This window comes from Acinetobacter chengduensis (assembly GCF_003664645.1).
Classification (GTDB): Bacteria; Pseudomonadota; Gammaproteobacteria; order Pseudomonadales; family Moraxellaceae; genus Acinetobacter; species Acinetobacter chengduensis.
The window spans coordinates 100,949-117,294 of the sequence record NZ_RCHC01000012.1; the positions used below are offsets into that span (position 1 = coordinate 100,949).

15 protein-coding genes are annotated in these 16,346 nt (G+C 40.0%); 1 reads left to right on the top strand and 14 read right to left on the bottom strand.

Going from position 1 to position 16,346, the window contains the following annotated elements; genetic code table 11:
• Positions 1–51: 51 nt before the first annotated feature.
• The 12 genes from rplI to ppsA form a co-directional block, all read right to left on the bottom strand.
• Positions 52–498: a 50S ribosomal protein L9 gene (rplI, locus tag D9K81_RS11815; RefSeq protein WP_106984892.1), complete on the bottom strand. Its 447-nt coding sequence runs from the start codon at positions 496–498 to the stop codon at positions 52–54.
• A 9-nt stretch (positions 499–507) separates the two neighbouring features.
• The gene (gene rpsR, locus D9K81_RS11820; RefSeq protein WP_004278792.1) at positions 508–735 is read right to left on the bottom strand and encodes a 30S ribosomal protein S18; all 228 of its coding nucleotides are present in this window, start codon (positions 733–735) and stop codon (positions 508–510) included.
• 12 nt (positions 736–747) lie between these two features.
• Positions 748–1,134 (bottom strand): 30S ribosomal protein S6, encoded by a 387-nt coding sequence (gene rpsF / locus D9K81_RS11825; RefSeq protein ID WP_106984891.1) that lies wholly within the window; start codon positions 1,132–1,134, stop codon positions 748–750.
• Between the two features lie 232 nt (positions 1,135–1,366).
• On the bottom strand, positions 1,367–2,125 hold the full coding sequence (locus D9K81_RS11830) for a DUF3142 domain-containing protein (protein WP_120374797.1): 759 nt from the start codon (positions 2,123–2,125) through the stop codon (positions 1,367–1,369).
• Between the two features lie 6 nt (positions 2,126–2,131).
• Positions 2,132–4,246 (bottom strand): hypothetical protein, encoded by a 2,115-nt coding sequence (locus D9K81_RS11835; protein ID WP_120374798.1) that lies wholly within the window; start codon positions 4,244–4,246, stop codon positions 2,132–2,134.
• A 109-nt stretch (positions 4,247–4,355) separates the two neighbouring features.
• Positions 4,356–5,234: a heme o synthase gene (gene cyoE / locus D9K81_RS11840; protein WP_120374799.1), complete on the bottom strand. Its 879-nt coding sequence runs from the start codon at positions 5,232–5,234 to the stop codon at positions 4,356–4,358.
• Positions 5,235–5,244: 10 nt separating this feature from the next.
• Positions 5,245–5,574 carry a cytochrome o ubiquinol oxidase subunit IV gene (locus D9K81_RS11845; RefSeq protein WP_171356355.1) on the bottom strand — a complete coding sequence of 110 codons (330 nt, stop codon included), beginning with the start codon at positions 5,572–5,574 and terminating at the stop codon, positions 5,245–5,247.
• Positions 5,571–6,191, bottom strand: coding sequence for a cytochrome o ubiquinol oxidase subunit III (gene cyoC / locus D9K81_RS11850; protein ID WP_106984886.1), 621 nt, complete (start codon positions 6,189–6,191; stop codon positions 5,571–5,573). The genes D9K81_RS11845 and cyoC overlap by 4 nt, the downstream gene beginning before the upstream one ends.
• Before the next feature lie 4 nt (positions 6,192–6,195).
• Complete coding sequence (gene cyoB, locus D9K81_RS11855) at positions 6,196–8,184, bottom strand: cytochrome o ubiquinol oxidase subunit I (protein ID WP_120374800.1); 1,989 nt, start codon at positions 8,182–8,184, stop codon at positions 6,196–6,198.
• A 3-nt stretch (positions 8,185–8,187) separates the two neighbouring features.
• Complete coding sequence (cyoA, locus tag D9K81_RS11860; RefSeq protein ID WP_120374801.1) at positions 8,188–9,252, bottom strand: ubiquinol oxidase subunit II; 1,065 nt, start codon at positions 9,250–9,252, stop codon at positions 8,188–8,190.
• Positions 9,253–9,550: 298 nt separating this feature from the next.
• Positions 9,551–10,327, bottom strand: a complete 777-nt coding sequence (locus D9K81_RS11865; RefSeq protein ID WP_120374802.1) for an RDD family protein — start codon at positions 10,325–10,327, stop codon at positions 9,551–9,553.
• Between the two features lie 82 nt (positions 10,328–10,409).
• Positions 10,410–12,788 carry a phosphoenolpyruvate synthase gene (gene ppsA / locus D9K81_RS11870; RefSeq protein WP_120374803.1) on the bottom strand — a complete coding sequence of 793 codons (2,379 nt, stop codon included), beginning with the start codon at positions 12,786–12,788 and terminating at the stop codon, positions 10,410–10,412.
• Between the two features lie 153 nt (positions 12,789–12,941).
• Between ppsA and ppsR the strand changes: the two genes are divergently transcribed.
• Positions 12,942–13,778: a posphoenolpyruvate synthetase regulatory kinase/phosphorylase PpsR gene (ppsR, locus tag D9K81_RS11875; RefSeq protein WP_117007604.1), complete on the top strand. Its 837-nt coding sequence runs from the start codon at positions 12,942–12,944 to the stop codon at positions 13,776–13,778.
• 480 nt (positions 13,779–14,258) lie between these two features.
• Here the strand turns inward: ppsR and D9K81_RS11880 are convergent, their stop codons facing one another.
• Both D9K81_RS11880 and D9K81_RS11885 read right to left on the bottom strand, forming a co-directional pair.
• On the bottom strand, positions 14,259–14,822 hold the full coding sequence (locus tag D9K81_RS11880) for an NAD(P)/FAD-dependent oxidoreductase (RefSeq protein ID WP_120374804.1): 564 nt from the start codon (positions 14,820–14,822) through the stop codon (positions 14,259–14,261).
• A 267-nt stretch (positions 14,823–15,089) separates the two neighbouring features.
• Complete coding sequence (locus D9K81_RS11885) at positions 15,090–16,094, bottom strand: LLM class flavin-dependent oxidoreductase (protein WP_120374805.1); 1,005 nt, start codon at positions 16,092–16,094, stop codon at positions 15,090–15,092.
• Positions 16,095–16,346 lie beyond the last annotated feature (252 nt).

The window sequence follows — 16,346 nt, forward strand, 5'->3', positions numbered from 1 at the left end:
TTACAGATAAAAAAAGAGCATGCAAATGCATGCTCTTTTTTTGGTGCGAAATTACTCTGCTACGATAGTAACAAGAACTTCTGCAACAACATCATGGTGCAATTGGATTGCGATGTTGAATTCACCAGTGTGGCGAAGCGCGCCATTTGGCAAACGTACTTCTGAACGATCTACCACTAGACCAGCGTTAGTTAACGCGTCAGCGATATCACGAGTACCGATTGAACCGAATAGTTTACCTTCATCACCAGCTTTAGCAGTGATTACGATGTTAACTTCGTTCAATTGGTCAGCACGAGCTTGAGCAGCAGCTAAAATTTCAGCTTCTTCTTTCTCAAGTTCTGCACGACGAGCTTCAAAAGCAGCAGTGTTAGCTTCTGTTGCAGCAACAGCCTTACCTTGTGGGATAAGGAAGTTACGGCCGTAACCAGCTTTAACTGAAACTTTGTCACCTAGTTTACCTAGGTTTTTAATGCGTTGTAGTAAGATAATATCCACAGCTCAACCTCACTTATGATTGTCAGTGTAAGGGATCAAAGACAAGTAACGCGCTTGTTTAATAGCTAACGCTAATTGACGTTGGTAACGAGCTTTAGTACCTGTAATACGGCTAGGAACAATCTTGCCGTTTTCAGTGATGTACTGTTTTAAAGTGTCGATATCTTTGTAGTCGATGTACGTAACGTTCTCAGCTGTAAAGCGGCAGAACTTGCGACGACGGTAAAAACGTGCCATTTAGTGTTCTCCTTATGCTTCAGCAGAGTCTTGAGCTTGTTGTGCTTCTTCACGTTGAGCTTTACGCGCACGTTTTTCTTCAGCACTCTTAGCCAATAGTGACTCTTCAGTGATAGCGTTTTCACGACGGATGATAAGGCTACGAATAATTGCATCGTTATAACGGAACAATTCTTCAAGCTCATCAAGAGTAGCTTGACCACACTCAACATTCATAAGAATGTAGTGAGCTTTGTGGATCTTGTTAATTGGGTAAGCCAATTGACGACGGCCCCAGTCTTCAAGACGGTGGATTTGACCTTCAGCTTCTTTGATTTGTGAGATATAGCGTTCAACCATACCCACAACTTGATCGCTTTGATCTGGGTGTACTAAAAGTACGATTTCGTAATGACGCATTGTCAGCTCCTTACGGTTTAGACAGCCCCTAACGTAATTGTTAGAAGCAAGGAGGCATAACTATAAAATAGTTATGTCGCAGTGTGTGCGAGGCACAGATTTTAGAGGGTTTGCCATTGGAATACAAGGTGTTTGGCTAAAAAGCCTGTATTTTTTATGGTTTTAGCCGAGATGGGGCTGTTGTTTACAACGATATATTGAAATGCTAAATGTTTGTGTGGGCAAATAGCTCTTAATAATTTGAGTTGGGCGGTTCACGCAGTAAAAAAACAATATAGCCTTTAAAATGAGGATTATTTGTAAAATCAATGCTTCTGTCCCATTGACCATATTGTACTAAGCCAATTTTGAAAGGTAAATTCAGCTTTGCAATTTTGCTTAAATATTTAGAATAATTAGGAATAGTTGTTGAACCTTGATAAGTTTGAATGGCAATTTCATCAATACTTTGTCTTAAAAGCTGAAGCGTTTTTGTGTTCTGTAGATTACTCCAGTCCATCAGTCCAGTAATGCTTAATTTGTATTTTCGTGGCAATTGGGATCTAAGCTGTGTCAGAAACACAGCGTAATCGTGCAAATTCTGTGTTTTTGCATCAAAATCAATCTGAATGCCTTCAATGCGATTGCCCATATTCTCCCAGCGCTTAACACGTTTTAATATGCTAATAAGTTCGTTATTGTTCCAATTCAAATGATGACTGCGATAGACCAGCCATATTTTTTGATGTGGGATGTGGGTCGGGGCAATCCCTTGTGCTGTAAGTATGGATTGCTTGGTACTACGGTCGAAATGGATATTGCCTTGAAGGATGTAAAGTTCTTTGGCTTGAGATAGATAGGGGGCAGATTTTATGTTGCCCCAAATCCAAAATGATTCATAGTTATTGGCATTAATAGATTCGCTTGCCTGAGCGGATTGACTTGGCTTACACGCAGTCAGAGCAAAAGTGTAGCATAAAATAATGCACACTGAGGTGAGCCAAGCTTTCATTTTAAGTTACCAATAGTATTTTAGTGATTTGGCCCAACTAGTTTCTGGATAATCACGTTTGATTTGATCAAACCACTGCTTGCGCACAGATTTAGCTACATCAGTATCTTGACAGTCATTAAGTCCACCTGGCGAATAGCACATGATTGCACGGTACAGTGCATAGGCCTTTAAGTCAGTATTGGAGGTGGATTTGATTATTTCCTTATACACCTGGCCACGTGCGAAAATTGGCCCTTGTAGCGTACTGTATTGTTTTTCACTTTCTGCGATACCACTTAAGCGGTAAGCTTTGTCTGAACGCATATATTCACCTAGACAGAGTCTTAAACTTGAATCTTTTGGCTCGACTTGCAGTTTTTGAGTGAGGATATACAGATCTGGACAGCTGATTTTGGAGCTTATAGTCGTACCTTTCCAGACAAAATTGCCCAGTGGTGGTTGTTTTTTATAAGTGACATAGTTAGAGTCACTAAAAACATATTGAGCTACATTTTTGGGTAGGAATGTGTAAGCTTGATTAAACAGGGCATAATTTTGATGAATCAGCGATTTTTCCAACACAGTGTTTAGCGCTAGATTTTTTTGATCTTCGCTTGCTGATTTATCTTGCACAATTGTCATTAAACTTTGTTCATTGGCTCGTTCTGTAATGAAACTACGTTGTAGAAAATACTCGGTAATTTTTGAATTTCCACCTGCAAAAAAGTTGGCTTTTTGTTGCTTGGCATAATATGGATACAGCATGAGCTCAAACAATCCGCGTTGTTCTGGGCTTTTGGCTTTAGTGAGTAAATTTTCCCAGTATTGTTGCGTATTTGCAGATTGTCCGACTTTTTCCGTAATTCGGCCTTTAAGCAATATTTGACTCAATGCGAGATAGCTATTTGAGTGACTACTTTGCTGGTTGGATAAATAGTTTAAAGCTTCACTTGGTTTGTTTTGTACATAAAATAAATGACTAGCCTGTAAATATTGGAACAGTTCAGGTTGGGTTTTAAATACAGCTTTTTGGCTATTTAATTCGCTCCAGCTGATCACGCGGTCTTCAGCAGATACAGGTTTTCGCATTTGCATTAAATCGTAAATAGCCAGCAAAAATGGATCTTTTAAATATTGTGCCTTGAACAATGGTGACTGAAAAACATGACGATCAATTTCATAGGCCAAATTATTCATTTCTAGGTTGTAAAATGGCGATTTAGGATTGTTGATTTGCCAAGCGAGCTCGTTTACCAATAACTGCTGTTGCCCACCAATCCAGTAACATCGACGGAGTAAACCACGGGCACTCGCCGCATATCTGCCTGTTGGATACAGTTTTAAATATTGGCTAATACTGTCGTAGGTGTTTTTGAGTAATTGCTGATTAATTTTAGAGTGATCTAAATCGCCATATTCACCTAAACCACTTTGATAGGTTTCGTTTAGATGGCTACGAATCAGCATGTATTGTGTGGTTTCTTTAATCCACGGTTGATCTGCTGAAGCCAAAGCTGAATAAATTTTAGAAGCTATGGAAAAGTTAGTATTGTAAAAAGCAATACTGCCATTTAAATATGAAGCAAATTGACGAGCCGTGACGGACCAATTTGGATCTACCGTAATTAAACTAATATGGTCATCGCAAGTTTTAAGTTGACTTCGCGCTTTAATGAGCAAATCACGCTCAGCGCTGGACAGTCTCTTATCAGCTTTGACCTGTTGAATAAAATCTTGCTGACTATTCAAAATAGTATTGCAGTATTCTGAATTTGAATTGTCTAACGGTTTGCTAGGTTGTCGTGCATTTTTGGTTAAATTGACGGCAGTTGCTGTCAGAGATTTAGTTTCAAATGGAACAGTACTTGTTGATGTGTACCATAAGCTTTCAGAATCTGTACCAAATTTTAATTTGGCTAAGCCTAAATCGCTCAGTAGCAGAAGTATGTTGACTTGATTGTCATTGGCTGGTGTAAGTGCAGGTAGGGCATTACACGCGGTGTATTCACTGTTTTGAATTTGAGTTGAGGGTTCACAGTAGGTGTCGGCACCAGAAAATGCATGTGTGCTGTATATGAGTGCGATAGGAAATGTAGTAGCAAGAAAATAAGTTTTAAAAGCTTTGTGGATGAATTTCATTATTTGTCGGTGCGTTATTATTGTGTGCGCTATGGTAGCAATTAGAAAATAAGACTCAAGAAGTTTTTAATAGGCAGAAAGAAAAAAGATAGAGTAAAACTCTATCTTTTTAAAACAGCGGTAAATGCGGTGCAGGAGAGGAATAGCTAAAACTAAAACTAAAACTTAATGCAGTAATTAAAATCACGGAATATAAGAAATAGCGTTTTGCCCAGACCTGATCGTTTTCTGCTTTAAATCCAATAATTGATAAATACACCCAATATGCACAAAGTGCATTAAAAGTGATTAAAAAGAACATATTGGTATAGCCAAAACAATACAAACCATTTAATACCAGTGCAAACAAAATCACGTAAATCAGGCTTTCGACCTTAGTACGAAAAATTGAGCGAGCAACAGGTAAAATAGGAATACCTGCATTTTTATAGTCATCAAAACGATAGACTGCAATTCCCCATGAATGTGGCATTTGCCATAGTGCGTATGCTAAGAAAATTAACAAAGCGGCAACATCAAATTCATTTGAAACAGCGGTGTAGCCAATGACTGGAGGGCTTGCGCCAGAAATACTGCCAATTACCGTTTGGTGGATTGAAGTACGTTTGCTCCAAAGACTATAAAAAATTACATAAACCACAAAACCAAGTACAGCAAAGCCAAAGGCATAAGCATTCACAAAGAACCATAGTAGGCCAAAGCCTAAAACTCCAAGTGCAGCAGAAAAAATCAAAGCAACAGTTGGGCTAATGGTTTTTTTGACAAGTGCTCGGTTCATCGTCCGTTCCATCTTTTGATCAATGTCTTGATCGATGACGTTATTGACGACACAGCCTGAAGCGACAACGAGTGTTGTACCAAGTAGGGTGATAAGGAGAAGAAGGAAATCTACAGACCCCTGAGCGGCTAAAAAGAAGCCGCCCAGAGTGGTAACGAAGTTACCAAAGAGAATTCCTGGTTTAGTCAGGAATAAATACTTTTTCAGCATGACGAACAGTTTAGATCATCATGTTGTAGTGTAAGTAGTTCATGATCCATACAGAACCAACCAATAAGATTGCAACTGTAAGAATTGTATAGATGAACGCAATGACATTCCAGCGTTGCTCTGAAGAAGAGTTCATGTGCAGGAAGTAAACTAACTGTACAAGAATCTGAGCAACTGCAGTAATTGCAATTGTCGCAACAACTAAACCACGGCTAAAACCACCCATCATTACCATACCAAAAGGAATGATCGTTAAAGCAACAGACAGGATGAAGCCAATTGTATATTGCTTAGTATTGCCGTGTGCAGCACCAGCTGAGTTATGGTCGTGACTCATTATAGAACTCCCATTAAGTAAACTACGCTGAATACACAGATCCAAACGATGTCAAGGAAGTGCCAGAACAAGCTTAGGCAAGCAAGACGACGAGTGTTTGGAAGTGTCAAACCATATTTCTTGATTTGGAACATCAACACAAGCATCCATACCAAACCAGAAGTTACGTGAATACCGTGCGTACCAACTAGAGTAAAGAACGCAGATAAGAACGCACTTGTGCTTGGACCATGACCAGCGTGTACAAGGTGATTGAACTCATAAAGTTCCATGCCGATGAAGGCAGCACCAAATACCCAAGTAATTGCTAACCAAGTTAAAACTTTAGAAACGTCTTTTTTGTATGCAGCAAGTACAGCAAAACCAAACGTTACAGAAGAGATCAAGAGAGCAAAAGTTTCTGTTAGAACGAAACCTAAAGTATCGCCAAACAATTCTTTTGCACTTGGAGTGTCTACAGGAACGTGACTGCTTAAAACAGCAAACGCAATGAAGAGTGTACCGAATAGGATCAAGTCACTCATCAAGTAAGACCAGAAACCAAAGACTGTGATGTCTGTATCATCGTGATGATGATGTTCATCGTGTCCGTGGTTATCGTGATGAAGTACTTCAGCCATTGTCTTAGTCCTTCTTCAAGTGTTTTTCAAGAATCGCGTAACGTTCATTTTCAATACGTTCAACTTCAGTTGCAGGAACATAGTAGTCCACTTTCTTCGTGAATGAAGAAACAATGAAGCTGATGATTGAAGCAATGAACGTAACAACAACTAACCACCAAATGTGCCAGATCAACGCGAAGCCCATAACTGTAATAAACATTGCAATTACGAAACCTGCCGCACGGTTAGTCGGCATGTGGATGTCTTCATATTTAGTAGGTTTAGCGTACGCGATGCCGTTTTCTTTGTCAGTCCAGAAAGTATCAATACCATTGATCTTTGGAAGGTGAGCAAAGTTATAGAACGGAGCAGGAGATGAAGTTGCCCATTCAAGAACGCGGCCATCCCATGGGTCACCAGTAACGTCCATATTGTCTTTGCGTTGAAGGAAACCAACAACAATTTGCATAACAAAACAGAAGATACCGATCGCAACAAGTATAGAACCGAAGAAAGCAATCGCTAAGTACGGATCCCATTCAGGGTTATCGTATGTATTCAAACGACGAGTCATACCCATGAAACCAAGGATATAAAGTGGCATGAATGCAAAGTAGAAACCGAAGAACCAGAACCAGAATGCAGCTTTACCCCAAGCTTCATTTAACTTCCAACCAAACATTTTTGGCCAGTAGAAAATGATGCCGGCAAACATTGCGAATACTACACCACCAATAATTACGTTATGGAAGTGAGCAATCAAGAACAATGAGTTATGTACAAGGAAGTCAGCTGGTGGAACTGCCATTAATACGCCAGTTAAACCGCCGATACCGAAAGTCACAAGGAAGCCAAGTGTCCAGTACATCGGAGTTGTAAAGGTAATGCGGCCCTTATACATGGTGAATAACCAAGAGAAGATTTTCACACCAGTAGGGATCGCAATAATCATTGTCATGATACCGAAGAACGCGTTAACGTTCGCGCCTGCACCCATTGTAAAGAAGTGGTGAACCCACACAACGAATGAAAGAACGGTAATGGCAATTGTCGCATAAACCATTGACTTGTAGCCGAATAGTGTTTTGCGAGAGAACGTAGATGTAACTTCTGAGTAAATACCAAAAGCAGGCAATACAAGAATGTACACTTCTGGGTGACCCCAAGTCCAAATCAAGTTCACGTACAACATTGGACTACCGCCCATGTCATTTGTGAAGAAGTGGAAACCGAAGTAACGGTCAAGTGAAAGCATTGCAATTGTAGCTGTTAACACAGGGAATGCAGCGATAATGAGTACAGCAGTACAAAGTGCAGTCCAAGTGAAAATAGGCATGTCCATAAGTTTCATGCCAGGAGCACGCATTTTAATGATGGTAACGAAGAAGTTAACACCAGTTAAAAGAGTACCAAGACCTGAAATCTGAAGTGCCCAAATGTAGTAGTCCACACCTACGCCTGGAGAGTATTCAATGCCTGATAGTGGAGGGTAAGCCATCCAACCAGTTGCAGCGAATTCACCAATCGCAAGAGATGCCATCATTAGACCTGCAGCGCCTGCGAATAACCAGAAGCTTAGAGAGTTTAATAATGGGAAGGCTACGTCACGTGCACCAATTTGAAGTGGTACAGAAACGTTCATTAAGCCAACAACAAGACCCATTGCTACGAAGAAGATCATGATCACGCCGTGGGCAGTGAAGATCTGGTCATAGTGTTCTGGGTGTAAGTAACCTTCGCCGCCACCTTTTGCAAGGAACAACTGAAGACGCATCATGATCGCATCGGCAAAACCACGCACTAGCATGACAATCGATACGAAGATATACATGATACCAATTTTTTTATGGTCTACAGATGTGAACCATTCAGTCCACAAGTAGTTCCATTTTTTGAAGTAGGTGATACCCGCAACAACTGCGATACCGCCTAGGATCATCATAGCCACAGTTACCAACACGATTGGATCGTGTGGAATTGAATCTGGGCCTAACTTACCTAATAAGCTCATGTCTTATTCCCCTGCAGCCGTATGTTCAACGCCTGCATGAGCTTCAGAAGCAGCAGCTTCATGACCAGCAGTAGCTGAATGGTCAGCACCGTGGTAGTTGCTCATGTATTTGTTAATCACTGATTCGAACAATTTAGGTTCTACTGAAGAGTAATAAGTCACTGGATGTGGCTTAGTTGGGTACGACTTCATTGCTTCTGCCGCTGCCTTTTCTTCAGGAGTAGATGCTTTCGCAACTAAAGCTTCGATTTGGTGTTTAGAACGGTTGCCATCACGTAAGGATGCAAATTCAGCTTGGTCTAAAACAGTTTTTTGAACTGCTTCAGGGTTCACTGAAGTACCATTGCCTGCTTTAACAGCAGAAACCCATTCAGCAAACTGAGCATCTGTCACAGAATGAGCACGGAAGCGCATTTGTGAGAAGCCATAGCCTGAATAGTTAGAAGAGAAACCGCGGAAGCCTTCAGCTGGGCTAGTTTCGTCTGCCAATAAGTTCAGGTGAGTTTGCATGCCAGCCATTGCATAGATCTGGCCACCTAGAGCTGGGATGAAGAACGAGTTCATTGTGAAGTTAGATGTTAAACGAAGGCTTACAGGAGTTTTCTCCGGGAAACGGATTTCGTTAACAGTCGCAATGTTCTGTTCAGGATAGATGAAGATCCATTTGAATTGTTCAGCAATAACTTGAACAGTCAAAGGAGCTTTATCAGATTCCAGCGGACGGTACGGGTCATACTTGTGGGAACCCCACCATGTTAAGTACGCAAGAATACCAATAATAATGATAGGAACACCCCATACTACAACTTCGATTGTAGTTGAATGTGCCCATGTCGGTTTATAGTCTGCATCTTTATTTGACGCGCGATATTTCCAACCAAACCATAATGCCATAAGTGCTGATGGAATCACCACTAAAAGCATTAAATAGATCGCAGTCATCATCAAGTCAGATTGACCTTGTGCAACTGGACCTTTGGAGTTTAGAAGTACCATATCACCACCGCAACCTGTTAACAGTGCGGCGATCGCAGATAAAGACAATACAGCTAAAATTGTTTGTCTCATTTTACAACCTCGGTGAAGAGTCCCATTCCCTAATTAAATTATGGGATAGCGATTATAGTGTCGCATGATTGAGAACATTCTTATTAGACATAGAAAATCCTTCCCAATCATGAGACACCGCTACGTTGTTAGGCATTATGCCTCATATCGGGAAACTAAGCTATACATAAAGCGGGTTTAAATGACTGTATTAAAAACCTATTTTGTCAGTCGGAATTGAGAAAAACCATTAATAATTTTATTTTAATTTCAAAGGAATGAATAAAAAAAGGGATGAAAATTCATCCCTTGATTTTGGCTATTTCTGTTGCTTTACAACCTTAGTTTTCGCTAATTTATCATGTAAAGTTTGACGTTTTGCACCAAAAGCGAATAAATAATCCAAAATTGCGAACATTAAGAACATAAAGTTGAGCAAAATAAACACGATACTGCGTAGGGTAAATGCACGTAAGGTTGAAACTTGCTCACCAGATTCTGCATCCACAATTTTAATTTTGGTAATTTTTTTACCAATGCTTTGACCAGACTTGGTAATAAAATAGGCCTGAATCATGAGCATGATGACGAGATATGCAGCCATCGTCATCCATGCTTGCGTTGAAAACATATCGAAGATTTGGTTCTGTAAGCTGTTAATCAGGTTTGGGCTGCTACTTGAATCCATCACTGCTGTAATAAATTGTTCATTCAATTTATTAAAGGTTTCAGTTTCCTGAGCACTGAAGAAAGATGTCAAAATGTAGGTTGCAGGTAACCATAGTAATAGGTCAATAATTTTTGCTAATGCACGACTTGGAATAGATGCAAGTGTTTGTGATGCAACATTCGGGCTTTTTTGTGCCGTAGCAGTAGGTTGTTGAAATGCTGTTGGTGCAGGTGTAGGCGGAACATAACCTGCAGGTTGGTATGCAAGTTGTCCTTGAGTAAGTTCACCTAAAGCTTTCCATTCAGTCATACCTTGGTGCCAAGCCAAATCTGTCAGTAAAACTTGTTGGCTTGCGAGCATTTGGTTGAGTTGCTCTAAAGTGTATGGTCCAGCTTGTTGATTATTTCGTGCCAAGTAAATCTGCATAAAAATACAATCTCAAAAACGTATATAAAAAGTATAGGTGAAAAAAAAGACCCAAATGTGGGTCTTTTTTTAACACAGATTTTTAAGCTTGTTGAGCTTTTTCTTCTGATAAGAAGAACCAAGTGTCTAATACTGAGTCTGGGTTCAATGAAACAGATTCAATACCTTGCTCCATTAACCATAAAGCTAGGTCAGGGTGATCCGAAGGACCTTGACCACAAATACCTACATATTTGCCAGCTTTACGACATGCTTGGATTGCCATAGAAAGCAGTACTTTAACGGCAGCATCACGTTCGTCAAACAGGTGAGAAACAATGCCTGAGTCACGGTCTAAACCAAGTGTAAGCTGAGTTAAGTCGTTTGAACCGATAGAGAAACCATCGAAGTGTTCAAGGAATTGGTCAGCTAACAATGCGTTAGTTGGTAATTCACACATCATGATTACTTTAAGGCCGTTTTCACCGCGCTTAAGACCATTTAGAGCAAGTAATTCAATCACACGTTTCGCTTCGTTTACTGTACGAACGAATGGAATCATGATTTGAACGTTTGTTAAGCCCATTTCGTCACGAACTTTTTTCAATGCACGGCATTCTAATTCGAAGCAGTCACGGAAGTTGTCAGATACATAACGACTTGCACCACGGAAGCCCAACATTGGGTTTTCTTCTTCTGGTTCGTACAACTTACCACCGATTAAGTTCGCATATTCGTTTGATTTGAAGTCAGACATACGAACGATCACTGGCTTGTCAGCGAAAGCAGCAGCAAGCGTTGAAATACCTTCAACTAGTTTTTCAACATAGAATTCGATAGGAGATGCATAGCCCGCAGTACGTGCCATAACAGCTGCGCGAGTTTCGCGTGGAAGGCTGTCAATGTTAAGTAACGCTTTAGGGTGAACACCAATCATACGGTTGATGATGAACTCTAAACGTGCAAGGCCAATACCTTCGTTTGGAATTTGAGCGAAGTCAAATGCGCGGTCTGGGTTACCTACGTTCATCATAACTTTGAACGGAAGAGCAGGCATAGATTCGATAGAGTTACGTTGAACTTCGAAATCTAAAGCACCTTCATAGATGAAGCCAGTGTCGCCTTCAGCACATGAAACAGTCACTTCTTGACCGTCTACAAGAACTTCAGTTGCATTACCACAACCTACAATTGCAGGAACACCTAATTCACGCGCAATAATCGCTGCGTGGCAAGTACGACCGCCACGGTTTGTTACGATTGCAGCAGCACGTTTCATTACTGGTTCCCAGTCTGGGTCAGTCATGTCTGATACAAGTACGTCGCCGTCTTGAACTTTGTCCATTTCTTTAATTGAAGTCACGATACGGACTTTACCAGAACCGATACGTTGACCAATTGAACGACCTTCACAAACCACAGTACCTTTTTGTTTTAGAAGGTAGCGTTCCATGGTGCCGACATTTTCACGGCTTTTTACTGTTTCTGGACGTGCTTGAACGATGTAAATTAACCCGTCATCGCCATCTTTTGCCCATTCGATATCCATTGGAGAACCGTAGTGGTTTTCAATGATCAAGGCTTGTTTAGCAAGCTCTTGTAGTTCGTGATCGTTCAATGCAAATTGTTGACGTTCAGCTTTGTCTACATCAACCACAACAACAGATTTACCTGCAGCGCCTTCTTCACCATAAATCATTTTTTGGTGTTTAGAGCCAAGGTTACGACGAAGGATCGCGTGTTTACCTGCATTAAGAAGTGGTTTAGATACGTAGAATTCGTCAGGGTTTACTGCACCTTGTACAACCATTTCGCCTAAGCCATAAGATGCTGTAATGAATACTGCATCACGGAAGCCTGATTCTGTATCTAGTGTAAACATTACACCAGCAGCACCAGTTTCAGAGCGAACCATACGCTGGATACCAGCAGACAATGCAACAACATCATGTGCAAAGTTTTGGTGTACACGGTAAGAAATCGCGCGGTCGTTATAAAGTGAAGCAAAAACTTCTTTAATCGCGATCAAAATGTTATCGATACCGCGGATGTTTAAGAAAGTTTCTTGTTGGCCAGCAAATGATGCATCTGGTAAGTCTTCTGCAGTTGCAGATGAACGAACGGCAACCGCGATATCAGGGTTGCCGTTTGAAAGTGCTTCGAATGCTGTACGGATTTCTTTTTCAAGCTCTGCAGTAAGCGGAGTGTCAACAATCCATTGGCGAATTTTAGCGCCTGTTTCAGCAAGAGCAATAACGTCATCTACATTGAGTGCCGCAAGCTCTGCGTTAATTTTAGCGTTTAGGCCACTTTGCTCAAGGAATTCACGATAAGCTTGTGCTGTTGTCGCAAAACCACCCGGAACAGATACACCAGCATTTGATAGGTGGCTGATCATTTCACCGAGAGATGAGTTTTTCCCACCTACGAGTTCAACGTCATGTTTCCCTAATTTTTCTAGACCAATTACGCGCGCTTCCAAAGTTGTTACTCCACTTTTGCAGTATTAATCACTATCTTGGCATGAAATTATAACAAATTACTTAGCATTTTGGATTTACTAAGTGACAGTCATGTAAGATGGTTTACTATAAAGATTATATAGCACTTAGACAAATATTTGAGGAGAATTTTAATGTCAGAAGGTAAACAAATTCAGCGTAGTGTTTTTTTTATTTCAGATGGTACAGCCATTACCGCTGAAACCCTTGGACACTCTTTGTTGGCACAGTTTCCGCATGTAGATTTTGACATTCATATCATCCCTTATATTACCTCTGAAGAGGCTGCTACAAACGTCGTAGCTGAGATCAATCAACGCTCACAAAAAGACGGTCAAAAGCCTTTGGTGTTTGATACCTTAGTTGACCCGTATGTACGCGATATTATTAATACTGCGGATGCAATAAATCTTGATGTTTTTGAAGGGCTTATTAGCAAGTTGTCGGATGAGCTAGGAACATCGCCTACGACTTTAGTCGGACAGACGCATGCAGTGACGGATTCTGAGTCATATAAGGCTCGTATTGATGCGGTACATTTTGCTTTAGATAATGATGATGGTGCACGTACTCGCCATTATGACAAAGCAGATTTAATCCTGATTGGTGTATCGCGCTCGGGTAAAACACCAACATCAATTTATCTATCTTTACAGTTTGGAATTCGTGTTGCGAACTATCCTTTAACAGAAGAAGATTTAGATGATAACCGTCTGCCTGCAGTGCTTCGTCCGCATAAACATAAGCTGTTTGGCTTAATGATTGATGCAGAGCGCCTTGTGGCGATTCGCTCGGAGCGTAAAGCAAATAGCCGTTATGCAAGCTATAACCAGTGTCAAATGGAATTGCGTGCGATTGAGGGAATTTACATTTCGGAAGGCATTAAATATTTAAATGTGTCTGAGATGTCGATTGAAGAAATCTCAACGCGTGTATTGCAAATGACTGGTTTGAAGCGTCGAATTGGTTAACGCCAAAATGAGCCACGATTTTGTGGCTCATTTTTTATAAATATGAAATATAGATTGATAAGAATTTAATATCAGTATGTATCAAATAAATGCTATCTATAATGTCATTTTCTACAAAAATAACCTCTTGAAAGAGTGTATTAGCAAAAGCACTTATTTTGAATATAGATAGAAATAATTAAAAACGGTCAAATTTTATTAGGTAAATTAAATTGAATATTTAAAAAATGTAAATAATCATTGCTTTTCTACTGGTGAAATTTAGACAAAAGTAGTGCAGTTTTTTGTGTGTAGAACATTCATTTAAATGCTCTGATTAATCTCAATGATAAAGCTTATTTTTGAGCTAAGTTTGTCTGCTGAGTCGTGCAGATAACAGTTTTATAAGCGTAAAAAAATAATTTAACCGATGAAAAAATAAACGATTGAAAGTCATGAGCCTATACGAAAACCACATAGGCCCATTTATAAAGAAATCAATTACGGTGTTTTTACATGGTGAATGATGACATCACATGGATAAAGATGATTATTTATGGCCTGAATTTCATGGCTATGTACTTTCATTATGGGCCATGTCACTAAGGTGCAGTTGGGGCGTTGTAAGGCTAAATAGTAATGATCTGACTTTAAAAAGATCTTATTTTGAATGGCTGTGTTGGGCATTAGTAAATGCTTAAGCCAAGTGTCTTTGACTTGATCTTCTAAAAAACGGAGTGCGAGAAGACTTTTAATACGGTTGTTAAATAAACGTCGATTTTTAATAACTAAGGGATGCTCAATGAGTTTATGGATGAAACGTTCTGTTTTGGGTAAGACAAAATGAGGCTGTATTTGAAACACGGCAACCTGCTGAGCATGTTGGCTAATATGGTTGAGCTGTGTTGCAGTATCTTGGTCGATGCCGATAACAGCCACATTTTTATCTTTAAAGTCAAAATTTTTAATGTCTTTTGAAGAAAGTAGGGTGCCTTTGAACTCTTTAAAATCTGTATGAATATTTTGAAAGGCCTGATGGGGTGCATCGGGCTGTTGTGTGCTCATAAGTAGTGTTCCAATAATAATTGTTTTCGGGTGTATTTATGTGAATATAGATAGCGAACTTTAACGTAGAGGTAAAATACGGAATGTAATCTGGACAGTCATCCCGAAAATAATGCTGTGATGATCAAAAAAATGAGGTGCATTTGTGGAAAATGGACAGAATTTTAAGTCCATCTAAGTATAAAGGGTGCTCGAAAATAGCATCGTTCACTATGAACAATAAATATGTCGAGTGAAGATGCTATTGATAAGGTTGGATTGAATATTTTAAGTTTGGTTACGAATAGCCATTAAGCGCTCAAAACTTTCTAAACGCTTTTGCGTGTCATAAATATCGCAAGTAAAAATGAATTCATCAATTTCATAGCGCTGTGCTAATGCCTCTAGACCAGCTTTCACTGTGGTATTCGATCCAATCTGAGCTATGGCATAAAAGCTATCCACGGACATTTTTTCAGATGCAGACCAAACACCGTCCATAGTAGGAATAGGAGGTGGAAGTTTACCACGTTGATTACGGAACATACTTAAAATCCGTTGGTAGGGCGTAGTTGCTAAGAATTGCGCTTCAGCATCTGTTTCTGCAACAACAATAGGAACCCCCATAGAGACATAAGGGCGGTCTAAGTATTCTGAGGCTTGGAAATTGTCGCGGTATAATTGGATTGCTTGCCCTAACATGCGCGGTGCAAAGTGTGAAGCAAAAGAATAAGGTAAGCCCAAACGCGCCGCCAATTGCGCGCTAAATAAACTAGAGCCAAGTAACCAGACTGGAACAGCAGTACTTTGGCCTGGTGTTGCAATGATTCTTTGATTAGGTACAGGGTCTTTAAAGTACTGCAAGATTTCATTTACATCTTGGGGGAATTGATCTTCAGTTTCTTGTTGACCACGTCGAAGTGCGCGCATAGTGTATTGATCTGTACCAGGAGCACGTCCTAAACCAAGTTCAATACGGTTTGGATAAAGCGTTGCCAACGTACCAAATTGTTCAGCTACTACTAGTGGCGCATGGTTAGGTAGCATAATTCCGCCAGAGCCTAATTTGATGCGTTGTGTATTTGCCAATAAATAGCCTAAAAGTACGGATGTTGCGGAACTCGCAATACCTGCCATATTGTGGTGTTCTGCAACCCAGAGGCGTTCAAAACCCAGCTTTTCTGCATGTTGTGCGAGTTCCAAAGCATGATGTAATGCATCCGCAATGGTTTTGTTTTCACGAACAGGTGCAAGTTCTAATATTGAAAATTTAATTTCACTTAAGTTGCGCATAACTGGCCTCGTATACTTTATATCGAGATAATACGATATATGCGATTGGAAGTATATCGATAAATTTCGATATTAATAGAATTTAATACAAGCAAGTTTATGAAGCTACAAAATTAAAAAGAGTAGTTTGAATGAGAAAGGTAAAAAGCAGGGGTATGAATTGATACATGATTTAAATCTATTGCTTTGATCTTTTGTAAAAAATAAATATTTCTATGTTATTTAGGATGAATGATGGGATAAAAAACTGAG